A 21279-nucleotide genomic window follows, 5' to 3' on the forward strand; every position below is an offset into this window, starting at 1 on the left:
CCTCTGATGAAAATGTTCATGGCTGGTCTGTCGACGGAAACCAATTCGTTCTCCCCCATGCCCACGGGCCTTTTGGGGTTTGAAGAGGGGCTGATCCACCACGGTAATGCGACGCAGGACCCGGTTCAGTACTGGACTGGCCCCCTGCACATCTGGCGCGATGCCGCGGAAGAGCTGGGTTGGGACGTCGTTGAATCCCTCTCTGCCCATGCCCAGCCTTCGGGACCTACTGTACGTCCGGTATACGAGGCGTTTCGCGATGAGATCCTGGCTGATCTGCGTGCAAGCGGGCCGGTGGACGTGATCCTGCTGACGCTGCACGGGGCGATGATTGCCGATGGCTATGATGACTGCGAAGGTGATCTGATTGCCGCCTGCCGTGCCCTCGCGCCGGATGCCGTGATTGGGGCCTTGCTGGACCCGCATTGTCATCTGACCGAGGTGATGATGGACAACGCGACGCTGTTGGTCGCCTACAAAGAATATCCACATATAGATGTTCCCGAACGCGCAGCGGACCTGTTCACCCTGGCCCGCGACGCGGCAACTGGTGTCACGCAACCGGTTATGCGGGACTATGACTGTCGCATGATCATTGCCATGCCGACGCCGGATCAGCCGATGCGTGGCTTTGTCGACGCCATGCAGGCGCGCGAGGCCAACGATGGCGTTCTGTCGCTGTCGATTGCGCATGGGTTTCCCTGGGGCGACCACCCAAGGGTCGGAACCCGCGCCCTGGCAATATGCGACGGAGATGCCGACCTCGCGCAGTCCGAGGCAACCCGCCTGGGACAAGCCCTGTGGTCCATGCGCCATGAGCTGCACCGCGACATTCCCGACCTGGCCCGCGCTCTGGATCAGGCCGAAGCCGCACCAAAGGGTCCGATCGTACTGGCAGACATGTCGGACAACGCCGGCGGCGGTGCACCGTCTGACGCAACCTTCATGCTGCGCGAAATGCTGGCGCGGGGCATGACCAGCATCGCAACCGGCATCTTCTGGGACCCGGTGGCAGTGCGCATTTGCCGAGAAGCGGGCGAGGGCGCAACACTGGACCTGCGGCTTGGCGGGAAGTGCGGGCCCATGTCCGGCGATCCGCTCGATCTGCGGGTGACCGTGCGCAAGCTGGCATCGGGCCTGACCCAGCGCTTTGGCAAGCTGCCTGCGCCAATGGGGGAATGTGTCTGGGTGGAAACGAACGGGATCGACATCGTGATCAACGACACCCGCACACAAACCTTTCACCCCGAAGCCTTTGAAAAGCTGGGCATCGACCTTACGCAGCGCAAATACGTCTGCGTCAAATCTTCGAACCACTACCAGGCGGGGTTCGCACCGATGGCGGCCAGCATCATCCCCGTCGCCACCCCCGGCGCCATCACGCCGGACTTTGCCAACATTCCCTACACCAAGCGCAGCCGCACCTATTGGCCCGCCATCGAGGACCCGTTTTCATGACCAACCCACTGATCCAAGCGCGTGATGCGTTTGCAACCAAACATCCGGAACTGCGCATCCTGCTGAATGGGCGTGACTGGGGCTACCGGGATGTCGGCTCTGGTGCGGTTCTGTTGATGATCCCGGGCACCCTTGGTCGCGGCGATATCTTCTGGAACCAGATCGAGGCCCTGTCAGACAGGTTGCGGATCGTGACGGTCAGCTATCCTTCCTCCGGCGGCATTGCCGAATGGGCTGCTGATATTCAGGGGTTGATGGATCATCTGAACATCCCCGCAGCCGCGATCCTGGGGTCATCTCTCGGTGGGTATCTGGCGCAGTACATTGCCGGTGCTGCACCCGATCGCGTTACGCGCCTGTTGGCCGCCAACACGCTGCATTCCGCAGTGGGGCTGGACCAACGCCCACCCTATTCGCTGGACCTGCAGGCCGCGCCAATTGAAGAGCTGCGCGCAGGGTTTGGCGCCGGATTGTCCGCGTGGGGTCAGGCACATCCGGACCAAGCAGATCTTGTGGAATTGCTGCTTGCTGAGGCAGGCGGGCGCATTCTGGAACCCGAGTTGCGCGCACGGCTGGACGCGTTAAAGCAGGCACCCGCGCTCCCCCCGGTGCCGCACACGGCGGATCAGATTGTCACCATCGAAGCCGATGATGATCCCTTGATCCCGGCCGAGATGCGCTTAGCCGTGCGCGCGCAGTTGAACCCGGGCATTGCCTATCGGTTTCTAAGCGGCGGGCACTTTCCCTATGTCGCACGTCCGGCAGACTACACGGCACTGCTGGAGCAAACCTTTGGCCTGACCGGAACCGGCCCGGACTGGGGCACCGAAAAGGAGCGTTGCCGATAGGCTCTGTCGCAATGTAAGGTGCGGCTACCCGTGGGACATTTTGGGTTACCGTTATAGCTTTTCTCTGAGAGCTTCGTAAGGCGTTTTTCCGTTGTGTGCTCCATGCGGCCTGTGGAAGTTGTAGAAAGCTTCCCATTCGCGCAATCTGGTTTCCAGATCGACGTCACCTTTGTAGCTGAGCAGTTGGTAAAATTCCTGCTGATCTGAACGATGTGATCTCTCGACTTTCCCGTTCAACTGGGGCGCTGCGCGTCGGATGTAGGCGTGGCGAATACCCAGATCCTCGACATACCAATGAAACTTCGCCTGGAACTCATGACCATTGTCGGCCCTGATTCCCCGGATACGAAACGGGAACCTGTTGATGACATGATTTACGAAGTCTATGGCATTAGCCTGTGTGTGCTTTTCGTAGACTTTCAGGGCGCGCACGCGCGTGGCGTCATCGATTGCCGTGTATTGAAACCGGCGAACCTTTTCTCTCTTTTTACCTTTGAATGTCAGGAATTTGACGTCCATCTGGATATGATGCCCAGGAACCTGTTTCTGATACCGCTTCGTGTGAACCTTTCGCATGCGGGTGCCGCGCGGAAGTCGGCTTAGCCCATGGCGACGGAGAATGCGGGAAACCGTTGCATCCGAGATCTTGATGTCGTGGTAGCGCTCCAGATACCAGACGATCCGCATTGGGCCGAGGTGGTATTTGCGACGAAGATACAGCACCTTCTCTTCACGCTCTGGCGCCGTTCTGTTGCCATGCCACCTGGGGATCGGCGGCGCATTGATCAAACCGGCTTCACCACGTTCCGCATAGGCCTGGCGCCATCGATAGAACGTAGAACGAGCGATCCCAAAGTATCGACAGGTTTTGGCAACATGGCCGTGTTCTTCTGCGTAGCGAAGGATGCGCAATTTGCGCCGAATCTCGCGTTTGTCTGTGTTCATGAACATCTCCTTCGTCCCAAAATTGGGAGGTTAAAGAAAATGTCCCGCGAGTACCGACATATCTACAATTCTCAAGGGAACTCAGACGAATGAGGTTGTGGATAACGCCGCTGAAACCATCGAACAAGTCAGTGAAAAGACTCAAGAATTGAACCCCAGAGAGGTCAATTCTGAACCTCATATACTTAATTACAACCCAACTTAATCCTGTAACCTGTAATCGCTCAGAAACTGAGCAAGCGGCGGGCGTGGTGCCCAATGCGCCACCCGAAGAGCAGGTGGATAGGGAGTTGGAAGATTGGGTTACTGAGGCCCGCAAGACACGAGGAACAGCACTTGATTTGCCGACTGTGATGCAGGCTTGTCCAGAATTCGCGTCCTGGGCACGCAATATGGGCGGGTATCGGAAGGAGTGGGGCGATCTTCATCGCGTTGCCGGGCAACTTTGGCCGATGATCGGCGTGTCCGAGCACGCCTGGAATCTCGCACAGACCCGTCTTGGACCCCAAATTGCAACAGCAGCGCTGGTTCTGACTTTTGACAAGCATTGCGCCGGTGAAGTGGCGTCCCCAGGCGGATATCTGCGTGGTATTGTCCAGAAAGCCGGGGCAGGGGAGTTGCATCTCGAGCGCAGCTTCTATGGCAGGCTCAGTGGGCAGGCGGCATGACGATGGCGGTTCGCCGGTCGATGTCCGCAGGTTTACTAAACAGAGAATCTGCGGGATTTAGCAAATATGAGTCCGAGCTTTTCGAGGGCCCGTCTGTGTGCTCAGCTGTGGATTATGGGGCAGGGGAGGGGATGCGGGTTGCACCCCTAATAACTCGGAGAAAAATTCGCTTTAAGGGTTTTAGATCGGAGTTTTAGGCGGATTACGGTGTGGAACCTTGATTTATGTGAGGTGGGGCTGTATACCGGAGAAAATTCCGGACTAAGGCTTTCAAGCCGGAAAAATATCCGGTGTAACCCTTGGAGAGTGTTGTGAGCTCGTTACAAGTTAAGTCCGCTTTGTCGCAGCTCGGTCGCGATATCCAGACGGCGCGCAAAAGGCGCCGCATGTCGGTTGCGGATTTCTGTAGCCGGATTGGTGTCAGCGACAAGACTCTTGCAAAGCTTGAGCGGGGCGATGGTGGCGTCCGGCTTGAGACCTTTGCTATGGCGCTTCTGGCTCTGGGAATGCTGGAACGGTTGGCCGAGATCGCAGACCCATCTTCGGATTCCACCGGCATCGGACTGGATAGGGAGAAACTCCCGGAGCGCATCCGGCAGCGCGGTCCATCGGCTTCCGCGCGGACCAGCAAGGGCACAAAGGCCACCCCAGCTAACTTAAAAGACACCGCAAAGGGGCCAGTCGTTTTTGATGATGATGAAGGGACAGCATTTTAATGCCTGAGGCTTTTGTTGTTCTAGGGGATGCCTGTATCCCCGTCGGTCGTTTGATTTTTGAAACTGATGGGCGCCGGTCTCATTCCACGTTCATCTATGATGAACGATGGCTCGAAAACCCGATAGGATTTGATCTCGCGCCGGACATGCCGCGCGGCCGCGCGCCTTTTCACTCTTCGTCTGAGGGGCGCGACAGCCGTCGTCGGGATGTCCTGGCGGGGCCCTTCGCAGATACATCGCCTGATAGTTGGGGACGTAAACTCATTCGCCGGGTGCATGGCGAGGGAGCGACAGAGTTTGACTATCTGGTTGCCGCAGATGACAGGGCCCGCCAGGGAGCCTTGCGGTTTTTGAATGAAAAGGGTGATGTGTTCCACCCGGATCAGCCCCCTGTGCCACGCCTGGCAAATATTGAAGAGCTTCGTGCGATCGCAGCACGGTATGAGCGGGATCCGGATGGGGCTGAAGCCGAAGCGCGTGATCTTGTGGGTGCGGCAGGTTCACTTGGCGGTGCGCGCCCCAAAGCCAATGTCGAGGATGGCGATGACCTGTGGATCGCAAAGTTTACCTCGATTGATGATACATGGCCCGTCGAAAGGTTGGAAATTGCCACCCTCGCAATGGCGCGCGCGGTCGGTATTCGAACACCGGAGGCACGGCTTGAGCTGGCGGCGAGCAGGCACCCTGTCGGACTCATAAAGCGCTTTGATCGCCGCCAAGGTGGTCGTCTGCCATATATGTCGGCCCGTACCGCTTTGGGGAAAAGAGGTTCCGCCCATGGTTACTACACCGACATTGCGGATGCTTTGCGGCAAAGGTCTGTGTTACCAGAAAGGGACATTCTGGAGCTTTGGTGGCGTCTGTTGTTCACCGTGCTGATCACAAACACCGATGATCACCTGAAAAATCATGGATTGCTCTATGTTCGTGACAACCGTTGGCGCCTGTCACCGATGTTTGACGTAAACCCGCAGCCACGCAGGCAACCCACATTGGAAACGGGGATCAGCGACATTCATGGCTTTGAGCCTTCCGTGGAAGCGGTGATAGATGCCGCGCCCTTTTTTGATATTGGGGCCGCTGATGCCAAGGCTATGGCCAGGGAAATGGCCAATACCGTAACCGAAACCTGGGGCGAAACGCTTCGACAGCATGGCATTACCGGGGCTGCGCATAGAAGATGCGCACCAGCCTTTGAACATGAGAGGATGGAGACGGCTCTCGGATTGTAAGCTGATCCGGTTGCAACAAATTGCTTGCTGCTTCGATGAATGCCTGAGGGCAAAAGCCACTGAGGAACCCTACAAAACTGTGGCATTGGTCAGGTTCATACGGATCAGGTAAGGCGGAACATCTCAACATGTATTCCAGATGTTTGCACGGTTCTGTCGCAAATTTTTTAGATGTCAAAGCATCAGTGGATTTGGCGAACGGTTTATCCCGCCAGTTGGATGAACTGCTGAAACGGACGGAGTCCGGGCGTGAATTGACCTTTGCGGATCATGCTGACCAGTTCTATACCTGCCAAGGCAGACGCGGCTGAAGCGAAGGATTTGAAACCCAGCATGGGTCGGATTCGGCGTTTGATAAATCGGTGACCCTGCTCAATGATGTTATTGAGGTATTTGCGCCTGACCATCTCGATCGGGATTGGACAACCAAAGCTCTTGAGCATCTTGGTGATCGCCTTGATGCCAGCTGTATCGGCACCACTTTTGTCGATGACGATCTTGCGCGGCAGACCGTTCACCTCAAGCGCGAGGGCGAAAAACTTCGTCGCAGCAGCTTTGTTCCGGCGCTCGGACAACATGAAATCCAGGGTCTTGCCGTGTTTGTCGATCGCTCGGCAAAGATAAACCCATTTGTCTTTGACCCGCACATAGGTTTCCTCCATTCGCCACGAACGGCTGGCGGGACGCTTTCTATACCGCGCTGCTTCAGCAATGAGGCCTGCATATCGACTGATCCAGCGGTTTAGCGTTGCATGATCCAGATCAACGCCACGTTCCGCCATGATTTCTTCCAGATCCCGGTAGGAAACACCTTAGCGCAGGCAGAAGAATACCGCATGCAAGAGCACGTCCTTCGGAAAGTGCGCACCCTTAAATGAGGTCGACACGGCCCGCTCCTGTCAAGTTCTAAAGCGCGCTACCAGAAATGCATTCGACCTGACAGGTAGGGACAATGTTTGCGACAGAACCATTAAGGGTACAGTATGGCAATTAACGGAAAACATGAAAATTTGGGGTACAGCCTGCTGCTGAAAACAAACAAAAATCTCAAAGGCGATTCTGAGTAATTAGGGTACAGTGACATCAGCCTTTTAACCAGATGTTCTTAATCCAAAGCCGTCACTGCTAGCAGTACGAACAAGGCGATAAAGACTGTCTCGGCAATAATCAAAACAATTGCTTGCCCACCAACCTCTAACACGCTTTTGAGAGATGTTTTCATTCCGACAGCAGCGATTGATACCAGCAACGCCCAACGGGAGAGGCCCGAAAACAGACCCAACATGGTTTCAGGTATCAAGCCCATCGAATTTGCCCCCGCAAATCCAAGAAACCCGATGACAAAGAGTGGAAGGATCGGAGGCCGCTTACCCTGCAACCTGCCCGCCTCTGAAGATTGACGCAAAACCAAAGTAATAATTACCACAACCGGCGCCAGCATGGCCACGCGGATCAGCTTAACCAGAGTCGCAACTTCTCCGGTCCGTTCTGACACCGAAAACCCAGCGCCAACAACCTGCGCCACGTCGTGAATGGTGCCCCCAATGAACACACCCGACAATTTGTCGCTGAATTCGATGGCTTTGGTCAGCATGGGATAGGCGATCATTGCCAGAGTGGAAAGGATCGTAACGCTGAGAACCGTGAAGATCAGGTTGCGTTCGGAATGTTCGTTTTTGGGTAGAACAGCAGAGATAGCCATGGCGGCAGATGCCCCGCAGATCGCCACGGATCCCCCGGTCAAAAGACCAAACCGCCAGCCCCGGCCCAAAATCTTTGCGCCGAGCAGGCCAAAAAGAATCGTCAAAACAACCCCCGTAACGACGACCGCTATCAACTCTGCTCCAAGCCCCATCATCAGTTCAACGCTGATCCTGGCCCCAAGCAGAACGACCCCAAACCGCAAAACGGTCCGTGCGGTAAAGTCCACACCGGCAGTGCAGGAATTGTCCTTTTCTTCAACCAGAAAATGCAGGGCTATTCCCAGCAACAAAGCCATTAGCATGGCGGGCGCGTTATAGTGCTCGGACAGAAATTTCGCCGCAATTGCTACAATTACGGAAACGAGAAATCCCGGCCCGAGAGTAGAAACCAGGTTTTGTAGCCGCGCCGAAGCCGGAGAAATCGTTTTCTCCATACGTTTGGCTCCTTGAGAAAAGGGCGCCCACAGGTGAAGATAGCCGCATCTGTGGGCGCTAGTCATACGAAGCAGATTGCTTCGCCAGGGAGGTTCGTCGGGCATGTGTCCGTCAACAAAGCCTTGGCTGCCTTAGCTTAGACAACTGGGCTGATCGTCATCCTTGCCGAAACAGAATTCGCGACGAAACAATAGCGGTGGGCGCGCTCATGCATTTCTTTGATCTCGTCTCCGGAAATACTGAATCCAGTGTCAAACGACACGAGGGGCGATAGTTTCAGCTCGGTCACCGCCATCAGGCCCTTGTCGGTCTTGCCCAAATAAGCTTCGGCGTGGTCGGCATAGGTTGCGACAGGCCAGCCGGCCTTGGCCGCCAGCGCAAGGAAGGTCATCATGTGGCAACTCGACAGCGACGCCGCCAGAGCCTGTTCGGGATTGGTTGCCGTCGCATCACCACCCCAGTCAGGCGCGGCGTCACCTGGCAACGTGTAGTAGGAATTGTACGTAATATCATGGCCGTTATCGATCTTGCCAGGAGCAAGATTTGGCGTGTTGCGCGACCAATTGAGATCAATTGAGAGTTCGGACATTGGGGTATCCTTTTTGGCAGAATTGTGGATGCGGGCCGCGAAAGGGCCGGTGAGTCAGAGTGGCTGCCACTCAGGCGTGCGCTTTTCGAGGAACGCCTGAATGCCTTCTCGGGCATCGTCGGTCATCATGTTTTCCACCATGACGGTCGTGGCATAGTCGTAAGCCTCAGCCAAAGGCATTTCGGCCTGGGCGTAAAAGGCCTCTTTGCCGATGCGCAAAGTGTGTCCGGACTTGCTCGCGATCTGTGTCGCCAGTTCCTGCGCTGTAGCCATCAGGTCCTCTGCAGCGACGATGTCGCTGATTAGGCCCCAATCGCGGGCGCTTCTGGCATCGGTCATCTGACCCGTTAGCAACATTTTCATTGCTTGCTTGCGCCCAACGTTGCGTGACAGCGCAACCATCGGCGTGGAGCAAAACAGACCAATATTTACTCCTGGAGTGGCAAATTGCGTGCCCGCTGCAGCAATCGCCAGATCACAGCTTGCCACCAATTGGCACCCTGCCGCCGTCGCAACTCCATGCACTGCGGCAATCACCGGCTTTGGACAGGTTACGATGGTCTGCATGGTGGCAGAACACATCTCCATTGTCTTCTGATAGAAGGCTTTGCCGCCATCTGTTTCACTTCGCGCTGCGGTCATTTCCTTCAAGTCGTGGCCGGCGCAGAACACCGGACCATTGGCGGCCAAGATGATAACTTTGACATCTGTGCGCGCACCACACTCGGCAATCGCGTCACCAAGGGCCGTAAGCATGTCGATCGATAGGCTGTTGCGGGCAGCGGGCCGGTTCAGGGTCAGCGTCGCAACATGACCTGCGACAGCGACCTGCAAGATGGCTTCCGAATCTTGCATCTTCATTGATCCTTTAGCAGGCCGCGTGCGACAACCAATTTCATGATTTCCGTGGTTCCCGCGTAGATTCGCTCGATACGGTTGTCGCGATACATGCGCTCCAGCGGGTACTCCGCCATCAACCCATAGCCACCAAACAATTGCAGGCATCGGTCGATGATTTTCGCTTGCAGTTCGGTTAGCCAGTATTTTGCCATCGAAACCTTTTCCGTGGTCAGGCGCCCTTCGAGATGCTCGGAAATGCAGTGATCAAGGAACACCTTGGCAATGGTGAACTCAGAGGCACATTCAGCCAGCACGAACTGGGTGTTCTGGAAATCCGAGATCTTCTTGCCGAAGGCTTTGCGCTCGTCCACGTAATCCAATGTCAGGCGCAGCACCCGTTCCATCCTCGCCACCGCATAGACGCCAATCAGCAGCCGTTCCTGCGGCAATTGTTCCATCATCTGGGCAAAACCTTTGCCCTCTTCCGGACCAATCAGGGCCGAGGCCGGTACCCGCATGTCGTCAAAGAACAGCTCGGAGGTGTCGTTGGATTTCATTCCCAGTTTGTCGAGATTGCGGCCACGGCGAAAACCTTCGACCTGATCGATTTCAACCGCGAAAAGCGAAATGCCGCGCCCACCCGCCGTCGGATCAGTTTTGGCGGCAACGACAATCAAGTTGGCCAACTGCCCGTTGGTGATAAAGGTCTTGGAGCCTGAAATCGAATAGTGATTGCCGTCCTTGCGGGCCACGGTCCTGATGTTTTGCAGATCAGAACCTGCACCTGGTTCCGTCATCGCGATGGCGCCAATCAATTCGCCCGAAACCATGCGGGGCAGGATCGACTTTTTCTGTTCTTCTGACCCGTATTGGATGATGTAGGGGATCACGATCGAGTTGTGCAGGCCGCCGCCCCAGCCGTCAATGCCTGCCAGGTTCCCCTGATAGGCGATTACCGCATCGTGGGCAAAACTACCCCCGGGTCCGCCGAACTCCTCGGGCACCTCAGCGCCGAGCAATCCCATTTCACCCGCCTTTTCCCACAACGAACGAGGGAACGAACTTTGTTTTTCCCAGTCTTCATAGTGGGGTTCGCATTCCTGTTTGTAGAACTGCGCACAAGCGTCAGACAACATTTGCAATTCGTCATCCATCCAGCCGGACGTAGGTATTTGAAGGTTCGCCATTTCTGTCCGCCAAATCTGCAAATCGACCCGCGGGCCGATGTGAAAGTTGAATGAACCCTAGGAACAAGCCGCCGGGCGGACTAATTTTTTGTGGCTATCTAGGTGATCTGATTTTGTTATGACACACTGCGAGATTGGTCAAAGTCACTTGGGTGCGATCACCTCACCTTTCCAATGTCCCTTGCGTACTTCCAAAATCAGCACGTCGCGCACGACGTTATAAACAGCCTGCGAAACCGGCGTGAGCGGTCTGATTTTCGGAACGGCCAAAGACACGTTGCGTGAAAGCTTGGGATCAACGATGCGGCGTGCGTCAATCTCTCCCATGACAAGTATGTCGGCCATCGACGGCCAGTTCAGTACGGTTGCGCCGACGCCCGCCATGACCATGCCGCGAATGGTTAAGAGTGATTGCTGTTCGTACCGCACCTTGAGGGACTTACCGGTTTCCAACATGGCATCTTCCAGTGCGCGACGCACATGCACACGCCTGTTTGGCATCACAAGATCGAAGTGCGCCAGTTCCGCCAACCGCAGGTCGGAATTGTCAGGTTCTCCGCCTTGGCGCTTAGAAAACAGAAACAGTTCTTCGCGTACCACAGGTTCAAAGGCAACATCCTGAAGGCGGCCGACATTGGGCAGCACGCCAAAATCTGCTTTGCCCGACTCAAGCGCTTGCCCCGCCTCGAACCCCAGTCCATCTATAATCGCAACGTTGATATCGGGATAAAGACGTTCAACAGCCTGCACAATCGTCGCGGCCAGCATGCCAGCCATGCCGACGGGCAATGCAATCATGATATCGCCAGCCAGCTTGCCGGCGGCGCTGCTCGCATCGTTCTTGGCTTGTTCGACATGCTCCAGAATAGACTTGGCGTGGCCGTAAAACCGCCGACCTGCCTCGGTGACCTGCGTGCCGCTTGGCCCACGCACCAAGAGTTCCGCCCCGATCTCTGCCTCGAGATCGACAATTTGTCGGCTTAGCGCGGGTTGAGCAATGAAAAGTTCGCGAGAGGCCGCGATAAATCCGCCATTTTCGACGATCGAGCAAAAATATCGCAATTGGATGAGTTTCATGAAGAACTCCGATCTTTGTCCTGGGCTACCACGGTCAGACCAGACAGCCGGCAATCATGGAATGTAACCTCCGGCGGCGCCTGTCATAACAAACTGCTATTACGATTATCACTCAATAGGATTTGTGCAAGCGACTCTGCACACGCAATCTTTGCCCAAACCTGGGCCTGCGCGACAATTCGTTTCTACTTCGGGCCCGGGATGCATTCAGAAGATCTTGCCGGAGGTTCAGATGAACATGGAATCCAAACATATGTTGCGTGGCGGCGCGCTCTTGGCGCGTGCCTTCAAGGAAAAGGGCATCGACCATGCGTTTACGCTGGCCGGCGGTTTCTGCAATCCCGCACTTGAGGGTTTCATGGAATGCCAGATGCCGGTCATCAACTGCCCGCACGAACAGATCTCTGGCCATTTGGCTGACGGCCACGCCCGCATCACCCGCAAGCCGACTCTCTGCATCGTCGGTCCCGAAGGCTTTGCCAACGCCGTTCCCGCAATGCTCGAAGCCTGGGGCGAGCGTTCGCCCGTGATTTTCGTGACCGGTTCATCAACCTTGAAGCGCCAGGGATCGGGCGGCTTCAAAGAGATTGACGACGTGGCGATCGCCGCCCCTCTGACCAAGTATTCTGAACAGATCGTCGACGGCAACCGGATTAGTGAGTTCGTTGATCGTGCATGGAAAGCCGCCACTACCGGCTACCCCGGCCCGGTGCATCTGGCCCTGCCCGTCGACATCATGTTTTCGTCCTTCCCCGAGGATGCCGGGCTGGATGAACGCCCGTTCAACCGCACTGCACAACCGCTGCCGCGCGCTTGGCCCGACCCGGAGGCGCTGGCGCCGGTGCTGGAAACCATTAAGAATGCCGAACGTCCTGTGGTGATCGCCGGCCATGGTGTGTGGTGGTCTAAGACCGAAGGCAAGCTGGCCGAGGCCTGCAACAAGCTGCGGGTGCCGGTCTATAACGTGCCCTATCACACCAAGAACCTTGGCGAAGAAAGCGAATGCTACATTGGCCTTGCGGACTTCCATCAGTTCCAACCCTCGAAACCGGCGATCCACGAGGCAGATGTAGTAGTTATGGTCGGCTGTCGACTGGACAATCAGATGAACTTTGGCAACCCGCCTTTCATTCTAGAGGGCACCAAGTTGATCTGCGTGAACGGCAGCCATGAAGAGCTGGATTACAACCATGGCGCTGACATGCCGTTGCTGTCAGACCCAGGCGCTTTCCTGGATGCCATGGGTGCACTGGAGAATACTTGGGATAGCTGGTTTGACCTGCAGGTCCAACGCCGCGGCGACTGGGTTGCGGAGTGGACCGCCCATTTGGAAGAAGAAGACGCCAAACATCAAGCGGGTGAGTGCAAAATGCATCCACTCCAACTGGGCGTGGATGTTCAAGCCGAGATGAAAGACGGTGACTGGCTGGTCTTTGACGGCGGTAACACCCATTTCTGGAACGAGATTGCCACCAATATCGCCGCCAAGCGTGGCCTGAAGTTGGGCGGCATCATGCATCCGGGCAACTACAGCCTACTGGGTGTCGGCGTTTCCTTTGGGCTCTCGGCCAAGAACGTCCACCCAGACAAGACTGTGGTCGTGGTCTCGGGCGACGGCGCCTTTTTGTCTGGTGGCCTATCAGTTGAGGCCTGTTTCCAAGAAAACCTGCCAATTGTCGTGGTAATCGACAACAACGGCGGTTTGGACTGCATCAGCCAGCAACAGGAAAAGCTGTTCAAGAACGGCCAACACTATGCAACCGACTTCCGCGATATCCCCTTTCACACCCTGTTCGAAGGCATGGGCGGCTATGGCGAGTTGGTTACCAAGCGCGAAGACCTGTCCGGCGCCATCCAGCGCGCGATCTCCAGCGGCAAGACCGCCTGCGTCAATGTCAAATGTCGCGGCGTGATCAGCCCAATCGTGGCCGCAACCGCTGACAAGCGCGACAAGGCGTCGATCGAATAATGGCAACCTTGTCCACCCATACGCTGAACGGCGTCGATGGTACCCACGCGGGTGGCATCGGCGTCACGCTCGTCAAGTTGGCCGAGGCGGGCGCCGAACTGATCTTCGAAACGGAAACCGACGCGGGCGGTCGCCTGCGCCGGGAGATTCCCGCCGATCAGATCGACACTGCCGCAACTTATGAACTGGTGATGGACACTGCGGCCTATTGGGCGACCCAGGCCGCTGCCGCGCCCACCGCCGGGCACATCCGCCAGATCGTTCTGCGGTTCGAAATGTCCGACGCCGAAGGCGCCTATCACATGCCGGTCATCCTTGGCCCCAACACCTATTCAACATGGCTGTCGCACTGAAACCAGCGTCAGACCCTCCCCTGGATTGAGCATATGACACAAACCCCCTCTCTCATGAATATCGCCATCCTGTCCGGAGTACGCACGGCCATTGGCACCTTTGGCGGATCGCTTGCAGGTACACCCCCTTGCGATCTTGCAACCCATGTCGCTCAAGAGGCGATCTCCCGCGCAGGCGTTTCCCCCGACCAGATTGACCAAACCGTCTTCGGCAACGTGATCCACACCGAACCGCGCGACATGTACATCAGCCGGGTTGCTGCGATTGGCGCCGGGGTTCCGGAAACCTCACCAGCTTTGACACTGAACCGGCTGTGCGGCAGCGGGCTTCAGGCAGTGGTTTCGGCAGCAGAACAGATCACCTTGGGCAATGCCTCGATGACCCTAGCCGGGGGCGCAGAATGCATGAGCCGGGTTGGCCATATGCTGAATGCCGGGCGTTTTGGCGCCAAGATGGGTGACGTCAAGGCTGTTGACATGATGACTGGCGCGCTGACCGACCCATTTGGCAACGGTCATATGGGCGTTACGGCGGAAAACATTGCAGAACGCATGGGCATCGACCGCGACACCCAGGACGCGCTCGCCGTGGAAAGCCACTACCGCGCGGCCTCAGCCATCGCCGAGGGGCGCTTCAAGGAACAGATTGTGCCGGTCGAGATAAAAACACGCAAAGGCGTGGTCAACTTTGACACCGACGAACATGTTCGCACCGATATCAAGCCCGAGGACATGAGCAAATTGCGTCCGGCCTTCTGCAAGGACGGCAGTGTCACTGCCGGCAACGCCTCTGGCATCAACGATGGCGCTGCCGCCTTGGTGCTGGCGTCAGAAGAAGCCGCAGCAGCAGCCCCCGGCGCGCCGTTGGCGATCATCCGCGCAGCCTCGGTTGGCGGCGTCGCGCCCGAAGTCATGGGGCTTGGTCCCATTCCAGCCACCCAAAAGGCGCTCTCGATTGCCGGGCTGACCGTTGCGGACCTTTCGGTGATCGAAAGCAACGAAGCCTTTGCCGCGCAGGCCTGCGGCGTGGCGCAGGAGCTGGGCTTTCCTGCTGAGATTACCAACCCCAATGGCGGCGCGATTGCATTGGGTCACCCAGTCGGCGCATCCGGCGCGATCATCCTGATCAAGTTGATCTATGAGTTGCGTCGGATTGGCGGACGCTACGGGCTGGCCACCATGTGCATCGGCGGCGGTCAGGGCATCTCAGTGGTCATTGAAAACTCCGAGGCGACATAATCATGGACATTCAAAACATCGGCGTCCTGGGCGCAGGCACCATGGGCGCTGGCATAACAATCACCGCCGCCATGGGTGGCTTTGACGTAACCCTGTCCGACAGCTCGCAAGAGGCGTTGACACGCGCCGCCGCCCAACTGACCAAATACACGGCTCGCCAAGTCGACAAGGGCCGCATGACCGAGGCCGAAGCAGAGGCGGTCAACAACCGCCTGACGGTATCCTGTGATATCGCCGCTCTTGCAGGGTCCGATCTGGTGGTCGAAGCGGTGTTCGAAGACATGTCCGTCAAGCGCCAGGTTTTCGGAACGCTCGAAACCATCGTATCCGACGCCTGCGTCCTGGCGACTAATACCAGCGCACTCAAAGTAGACCACATAGCCGAGGCATTGATCCACAAGGGACGGTTCTGTGGGCTGCACTATTTCAGCCCCGCCGAAGTAAACCCGGTTGTCGAAGTCATTCGCGGCACCCAGACGGCCGACGCCACGCTTGATGCTGTATTGCCGTTCTTAGCGCAATGCCACAAGATCGCGATCCGCTGCCTCGACCAAAGCGGCTTTGCGCTGAACCGGTTCTTCTGCCCCTACACCAACGAGGCGGTTCGTTGTCTCGAGGCAGGCCTGGGCACGCACGCCCAGATCGACGCAGTTGCAAAGGACACGCTTGGCGTCGCGATTGGACCGTTTTTCGTGATGAACATCGTCAAGCCCAGCATCAACCTGACGGCGGTGCAGAACCTCGCGCACCTCGGTAAATTCTACGCTGCCTCACCCGAGTTCGTCCGTGTAGGTAAGGCCAAAGCCTTGTGGGAAATTGACATCGAAGCAGCCGAGTTGGACCCGGCCGCGGCGGCGGCCATTTCCGACAGGCTGCGTGGTGCGATTTTTTATGCGGTGCTGGACGAAATCGCCGAGGGCGTCGCCACAGCTGAGGACATCGACACTGGTGCGGAAAAGGCCTTCACCTTTGCCAGTGGCCCCGTCAAGATGATGCGCAATCTGGGCTTTGAGGAAACAACCCGCTTGCTTGGTCTGGTTGCGCCCGGCAAAACTGGCCACTTGAAAGCGCCACTGCAAAGCCTCGTCAACTGAACAATTCCGAGACCCGCCATGCCAGAACAAAAACTGCCGCTGACCAGCACCCATTGGGGCGCATATCGCGTCAAGGTTGAAGACGAGCGGGTCACGGCCCTGTTGCCTTTCGAAGAAGACCCCGATCCCTCGCCGATTGGGCAGGGCATTGTTTCGGCGATGCAGGACGACACGCGCATCCTGCACCCGATGGTGCGAGAAAGCTGGTTGCGTGACGGGCCCGGCGCGCGCACCGACCTGCGCGGCAAAGAGCCCTTTGTGCAGGTCAGCTGGAAACAGGCCGAAAGCTTTGTAGCGGCAGAATTGGATCGTGTTCGCAGGGGATTTGGCAACCAGGCAATCTATGGCGGGTCATATGGGTGGGCCTCGGCTGGGCGTTTCCACCATGCGCAAAGCCAGATTCACAGGTTTCTGAATTGCATCGGCGGCTACACAAAGTCAGTCAATACCTACAGCTTCGCCGCCGCTGAGGTGGCCGTGCCGCATATCCTTGGCGACTATCGCAAGTTCTTGAACACCACGACCAGCTGGGATTCCGTCGCCGAGCACGCAGAGCTTCTGGTCGCCTTTGGCGGCATCCCTCTGAAAAATGGGCAAATCGACAATGGCGGCATCGGCCGTCACATCCAGCGCGCAGGCCTGATGGAGGCCGTGCGCGCCAACGTGAGGATTGTCAATGTCAGTCCGGACCGTAGTGCCATAGCACCTCAGGCCCGGGCGGACTGGATGGCTATACGCCCCTGCACGGACACCGCGATGCTTTTGGCTATCGGGCACGAACTGCTGCGGATCGACAGGGTGGATCACGCGTTCTTGGAACGCTACACAGTGGGGAGCGATCGGGTCTTTGCCTATCTGCAAGGTCAAGACGACGGCATCGCGAAATCCCCGGAATGGGCGGCCGAAATCTGCGGCGTTGACGCCGAGGAAATCCGCGCTCTGGCGCGAGACATGGCGACCAAGCGTACGATGATCTCGGTTAGTTGGTCGCTGACTCGCCAAAGGTTCGGTGAGCAGCCCTATTGGGCCGCAATCTCCGTTGCGGCAATGCTGGGGCAAATCGGCCAGCCGGGCACAGGTTTCGCATTTGGGTACAGCGCCACCAACGGGATTGGTGCGCGACGTCAGCACCTGCCCTATGCGTCTCTGCCCCAGGGCGAAAACCCGGTCAAAGACTTCATCCCCGTCGCGCGGATTGCCGACATGCTATTGCACCCCAACGAGACATATCGTTTCAATGGGGAAACAAAACAATATCCCGAAATCAAACTGGTGTACTGGGCCGGTGGCAATCCGTTTCACCACCATCAGGACCTGAATCGACTGCGTCGGGCATGGCAAAGGCCCGACACAATCATCACGCAAGACTGGTGCTGGACCGCGACGGCCAACCACTCTGACATCGTCTTGCCCTGCACCAATCACCTTGAGCGATCAGATCTCGCGCTTTCGCCACGTGATGCCTATGTGGTCGCCATGGAGCAGGCTGTTGCACCCGCAGGCGAAGCCCGCAACGACTATGACATCCTGTCGGGGATTGCGGACCGCATGGGGCTTGGCCAGGCCTTTACCGAAGGGCGTTCGGCAGAAGATTGGCAACGCTGGATTTATCATAGCTCTCAACAGCGCTTGTCCGAGGTCGGGTTGTCTTTGCCTTCGCTTGAAACCTTGCGTGCGCAGGGGTGGGCCAAGGTCGAGATGCCCGACAAACCGACCATCATGCTGCAGGAGTTTGTCGCAGATCCGAACGCAAACGCGCTGAAAACCCCATCCGGTAAGATCGAGTTGTTTTCCGAAACCGTATCTGCGTTTGGCGATGCTGATTGCCCTGGATACGCCTGGTGGCGCGCGCCAGACGAATGGCTGGGCAATCGCAAGGACGATAGCTGGCTTCATCTGCTCTGTGTCCAGCCACAGAACAAATTGCATTCTCAGCTCGATCAGGGATCGGTCTGCAAAGGTGATAAAATCCGCGGTTTGGAGCCGATCCAAGTGTCTCCTTCCGACGCGACAAGGTTGGACATCGAAGACGGCATGCGCGTCGAGGTTCATAACTCCCGCGGCGCTATCCTGGCCTGCGTGGTCGTAAACCCCGACATCCGGGCCGGTGTTCTGCGCATAAACACCGGGGCATGGTTTGACCCGGACGCAAACGGACGCTGCCTGGGCGGTAACCCCAATGTCCTGACGCCCGATGTCGGCACATCGGCGCTTGGCCAAGGTCCCTCGGCCCATTCCTGCCTGGTTCAAATTCGACCATTTCAGGATGATGCAACACCCCCTCTCGCCCTTTCAACACAGCAAAAGTAGATGTCCGTTCCAAACCAATCTCTTGTAGACCTCATGGCCATAGTAGGCCCCAAAGGCTGGTTCGCGCCCGCGGATGGGGGTCGATACTTTGACGACCTGCGCGGTGTCTTCAAAGGGGTTGCCGAGTTGATTTTGCGCCCGGCGTCGACCAAGGAGGTTTCCGAGATTCTCGCCCACTGCAATACCCATGGAATTGGCGTCGTGCCCTTTGGCGCGGGCACGGGCGGCGCGTCCGGACATATCAATGTTTCGCAACGCCCCGTGGTTGTCTTGTCGCTCGAACGCATGAACAAGATCCGCAGCAGTAACCTCGACGATGACACTATCACAGCCGAGGCGGGCGTGGTTCTGGCGGACGTGCAGGCGGCTGCGGATGCCGCTGGCCGCCGGTTTGGGCTGTCGCTCGCATCAGAGGGCAGTTGCACAATTGGCGGCAACCTTGCCAGCAACGCCGGGGGCATTCAGGTTCTGCGCTATGGGAACGCGCGTGACATGTGCTTGGGCGTTGAGGCGGTGATGCCGGACGGCGCCGTCTTGAACGCGCTGCATCCCTTGCGCAAAAACAACACCGGCTATGACCTGCGTCATCTGTTGATCGGATCCGAGGGCACACTAGGCGTCATCACCGCTGCTTGCCTGAAAATGTCGCCCAAACCCGCCGAGAGCATCACGGTCATGGGGGCCTTGTCATCGCCCAAATCTGCACTGGAGTTGCTGCATCAGATCCGCGACGCCCTGGGCGAAGTCGTCACCGGTCTGGAATTGATGTCGCACTTGGGGCTTTCACTGGCTCTGAAACATTTTCCCGATTCGCGCGCGCCTTTTGCAGAACCTCACGAATGGTATGGGTTGGTTCAGGTCGAAGGCTCCAAGGGAACCCGCGATGCATTGGAAGAGGTGTTGGGCCGGGCGTTTGAGGCCGGTGGTTTGCTGGACGCCGTCATCGCCGAAAGCGAAACACAGGCCAACGACTTATGGAGCCTGCGGGAACGCGCCTATGAATACAACAAGATGGAAGGCGTCGTCGTCAGCTCGGACACATCTGTGCCGCTCGGGAAAATCGCAAGCTTTATCGCGCGTTGTCAGGCCGGTATCAGTGATTTGCACGAAGGCTTACGCGTCAACTGCTATGGCCATATCGGCGACGGCAACATTCATGTGAATGTCTTTCCCCCCCAAAGTGTGAGTCGCGAAGATTTTCGAACCGAGAGCAGCGCAATCATTCAATCGGTGTACCGCTTGATCAATGACATCACCCACGACTGTGGCGGGGCGATCAGCGCCGAACACGGCATCGGGCGCGCTCGCATTGATGATTTGCAGCGCTATGGGGATCCAACCAAACTGACCCTGCTGCGCCAGATAAAGACGGCGATCGACCCCAAGAACATTCTGAACCCAGGCGCGCTCTTTCCCGAGTAGGGCTACATCCCACGCGGCCTTGCCAGAATCCTGATCAAACCTGGCGTGGCGGTCTCGGGTGGCGCCGCAAAGGCGATGGAGACCGTGATGAATTGGAGACAGAAGGCATTGGGCTTGTTGTTTGCCACTGTTCTTGGTGCGGGTGGCGCTCTGATTTTCAACCTTTACGCCTTGCCCTTGGCCTTCATGTTGGGTGCCATGACCGTGACCGGTTTCACAGCCCTCAGCGGCGCACCTCTCTGGTTTCCGCGCAGCGCTTTCAAGGTTGTGGGGGCAATCGTCGGAGTTTTTCTTGGCGCTAGCGTGACGCTGGAAATGCTCACGCCCGACCCCAGTTGGATCACCGGGCTATCGGCGCAGTTCCTGTTCAACATCGCTATTTGTGCCATCGGTTTTTTGGTGCTGCGCAAACTTGGCCAGCTTGACCGCGTGACTGCGTTTTTTGGCGGTGCCCCCGGTGGCGTGACCGAATTTGCATTGCTCGCCGACGAGGCGGGCGGCGATTTGCAAACCGTGGCCTTCATGCAGTCGGCGCGCATCTTTTTGATTGTGCTGACGATCCCGTTTGCCCTGATTTGGATCGTGGGTGGCGACGATTACGTGCGTCAACAGATTAGCCTGTCTGATGTACATTTTTCAGGCCTTGCAGAGCTGACGCTGCTAGCAGCCCTGGGCTGGGTGGCGGGGCACTTCATGCGGTTGCCGGCAAAGGTCTTTCTTGGCCCCTTTTGTCTGACTGTCATCGCTGGGCACCTGGGTATGTTAGACACCTTTGAGCCGTCAAAACTGTGGCTCCAACTTAGTCAGGTAACACTTGGCGTTGCCATCGGTTGCGGTTTCGTCGGAGCGACATGGGTCAGCGCCGCACGTTTGCTTGTCCTGGCCATGATATTGGCGGTTCTTGTCATTTCAGCGACGTTTGCCGCCGCGAACGCGCTTGGCCCGTATGTTCCGAAGAGTTTTCTGGATATAGTTCTGGCCCTGGCGCCAGCCGGGCTCATGGAAATGAGCCTGGTCGCGACGGATCAAAATGCAGATGTCCCCTTTGTGATGATGTTTCATCTGGCGCGCATTCTTGAGGTCTCATTGATTGTCCCGTTCTTGTGGCGCTATGTGGCTCGACGCCGCCCGCTCCGACCCCCAAACAAAAAGCCCCCGGCGTTGTGACCAGAGGCTTTGCAATTGTCTGCTGTG

Annotated in this window: 18 protein-coding genes and 1 pseudogene; 12 read left to right on the top strand and 7 right to left on the bottom strand. The window is 57.4% G+C overall.

Annotated features, from left to right (window positions below; all coding sequences use genetic code 11):
- Window positions 1–6: 6 nt before the first annotated feature.
- Window positions 7–1458 (top strand): M81 family metallopeptidase, encoded by a 1452-nt coding sequence (locus tag EK369_RS19010; protein ID WP_127115856.1) that lies wholly within the window; start codon window positions 7–9, stop codon window positions 1456–1458.
- Window positions 1455–2306 carry an alpha/beta fold hydrolase gene (locus EK369_RS19015; protein WP_127115857.1) on the top strand — a complete coding sequence of 284 codons (852 nt, stop codon included), beginning with the start codon at window positions 1455–1457 and terminating at the stop codon, window positions 2304–2306. Before EK369_RS19010 ends, EK369_RS19015 begins: the two co-directional genes overlap by 4 nt.
- A 51-nt stretch (window positions 2307–2357) precedes the next feature.
- Here the strand turns inward: EK369_RS19015 and EK369_RS19020 are convergent, their stop codons facing one another.
- Window positions 2358–3251, bottom strand: a complete 894-nt coding sequence (locus tag EK369_RS19020) for an IS481 family transposase (RefSeq protein ID WP_127115858.1) — start codon at window positions 3249–3251, stop codon at window positions 2358–2360.
- A gap of 290 nt (window positions 3252–3541) precedes the next feature.
- On the opposite strand from EK369_RS19020, the gene repC reads away from it, so the two are divergent.
- The 3 genes from repC (at window position 3542) to EK369_RS19035 (ending at window position 5867) form a co-directional block, all read left to right on the top strand.
- Complete coding sequence (repC, locus tag EK369_RS22205; RefSeq protein WP_235871483.1) at window positions 3542–3919, top strand: replication initiation protein RepC; 378 nt, start codon at window positions 3542–3544, stop codon at window positions 3917–3919.
- 311 nt (window positions 3920–4230) lie between these two features.
- The gene (locus tag EK369_RS19030; RefSeq protein ID WP_235871484.1) at window positions 4231–4635 is read left to right on the top strand and encodes a helix-turn-helix domain-containing protein; all 405 of its coding nucleotides are present in this window, start codon (window positions 4231–4233) and stop codon (window positions 4633–4635) included.
- Window positions 4635–5867 (top strand): type II toxin-antitoxin system HipA family toxin, encoded by a 1233-nt coding sequence (locus EK369_RS19035; protein ID WP_127115859.1) that lies wholly within the window; start codon window positions 4635–4637, stop codon window positions 5865–5867. Before EK369_RS19030 ends, EK369_RS19035 begins: the two co-directional genes overlap by 1 nt.
- A 203-nt stretch (window positions 5868–6070) precedes the next feature.
- Here the strand turns inward: EK369_RS19035 and EK369_RS19040 are convergent.
- The 6 genes and pseudogenes from EK369_RS19040 to EK369_RS19065 all read right to left on the bottom strand — a co-directional run bounded on the left by EK369_RS19040 (window position 6071) and on the right by EK369_RS19065 (window position 11698).
- Window positions 6071–6754, bottom strand: a pseudogene (locus tag EK369_RS19040) (IS6 family transposase).
- A gap of 218 nt (window positions 6755–6972) precedes the next feature.
- Window positions 6973–8004 carry a YeiH family protein gene (locus tag EK369_RS19045; RefSeq protein ID WP_127115877.1) on the bottom strand — a complete coding sequence of 344 codons (1032 nt, stop codon included), beginning with the start codon at window positions 8002–8004 and terminating at the stop codon, window positions 6973–6975.
- Between the two features lie 137 nt (window positions 8005–8141).
- Window positions 8142–8594, bottom strand: a complete 453-nt coding sequence (locus EK369_RS19050) for an OsmC family protein (RefSeq protein WP_127115860.1) — start codon at window positions 8592–8594, stop codon at window positions 8142–8144.
- Between the two features lie 54 nt (window positions 8595–8648).
- Window positions 8649–9449, bottom strand: a complete 801-nt coding sequence (locus EK369_RS19055) for an enoyl-CoA hydratase (RefSeq protein WP_127115861.1) — start codon at window positions 9447–9449, stop codon at window positions 8649–8651.
- A 2-nt stretch (window positions 9450–9451) separates the two neighbouring features.
- The gene (locus tag EK369_RS19060; protein WP_127115862.1) at window positions 9452–10621 is read right to left on the bottom strand and encodes an acyl-CoA dehydrogenase family protein; all 1170 of its coding nucleotides are present in this window, start codon (window positions 10619–10621) and stop codon (window positions 9452–9454) included.
- Between the two features lie 144 nt (window positions 10622–10765).
- Window positions 10766–11698 (bottom strand): LysR substrate-binding domain-containing protein, encoded by a 933-nt coding sequence (locus tag EK369_RS19065; protein ID WP_127115863.1) that lies wholly within the window; start codon window positions 11696–11698, stop codon window positions 10766–10768.
- A 232-nt stretch (window positions 11699–11930) separates the two neighbouring features.
- Between EK369_RS19065 and EK369_RS19070 the strand changes: the two genes are divergently transcribed.
- The 7 genes from EK369_RS19070 to EK369_RS19100 all read left to right on the top strand — a co-directional run bounded on the left by EK369_RS19070 (window position 11931) and on the right by EK369_RS19100 (window position 21252).
- Window positions 11931–13667: a thiamine pyrophosphate-binding protein gene (locus EK369_RS19070; protein ID WP_235871485.1), complete on the top strand. Its 1737-nt coding sequence runs from the start codon at window positions 11931–11933 to the stop codon at window positions 13665–13667.
- Window positions 13667–14020, top strand: coding sequence for a hydroxyisourate hydrolase (locus tag EK369_RS19075; protein WP_127115864.1), 354 nt, complete (start codon window positions 13667–13669; stop codon window positions 14018–14020). Before EK369_RS19070 ends, EK369_RS19075 begins: the two co-directional genes overlap by 1 nt.
- 33 nt (window positions 14021–14053) lie before the next feature.
- Window positions 14054–15259: a beta-ketothiolase BktB gene (bktB, locus tag EK369_RS19080; protein WP_127115865.1), complete on the top strand. Its 1206-nt coding sequence runs from the start codon at window positions 14054–14056 to the stop codon at window positions 15257–15259.
- Window positions 15260–15261: 2 nt separating this feature from the next.
- On the top strand, window positions 15262–16353 hold the full coding sequence (locus EK369_RS19085; RefSeq protein ID WP_127115866.1) for a 3-hydroxyacyl-CoA dehydrogenase family protein: 1092 nt from the start codon (window positions 15262–15264) through the stop codon (window positions 16351–16353).
- An 18-nt stretch (window positions 16354–16371) separates the two neighbouring features.
- Entirely contained in the window at window positions 16372–18663 is a 2292-nt protein-coding gene (locus tag EK369_RS19090) for a molybdopterin-dependent oxidoreductase (protein ID WP_127115867.1), read from the top strand.
- A gap of 33 nt (window positions 18664–18696) precedes the next feature.
- A complete protein-coding gene (locus tag EK369_RS19095; RefSeq protein ID WP_235871486.1) occupies window positions 18697–20085 on the top strand; it encodes an FAD-binding oxidoreductase in 1389 nt (462 codons plus the stop codon).
- A gap of 87 nt (window positions 20086–20172) precedes the next feature.
- Complete coding sequence (locus EK369_RS19100; protein ID WP_164727047.1) at window positions 20173–21252, top strand: AbrB family transcriptional regulator; 1080 nt, start codon at window positions 20173–20175, stop codon at window positions 21250–21252.
- Window positions 21253–21279 lie beyond the last annotated feature (27 nt).

The sequence above is a fragment of the Shimia sediminis genome, assembly GCF_003990645.1.
Classification (GTDB): domain Bacteria; phylum Pseudomonadota; class Alphaproteobacteria; order Rhodobacterales; family Rhodobacteraceae; genus Shimia; species Shimia sediminis.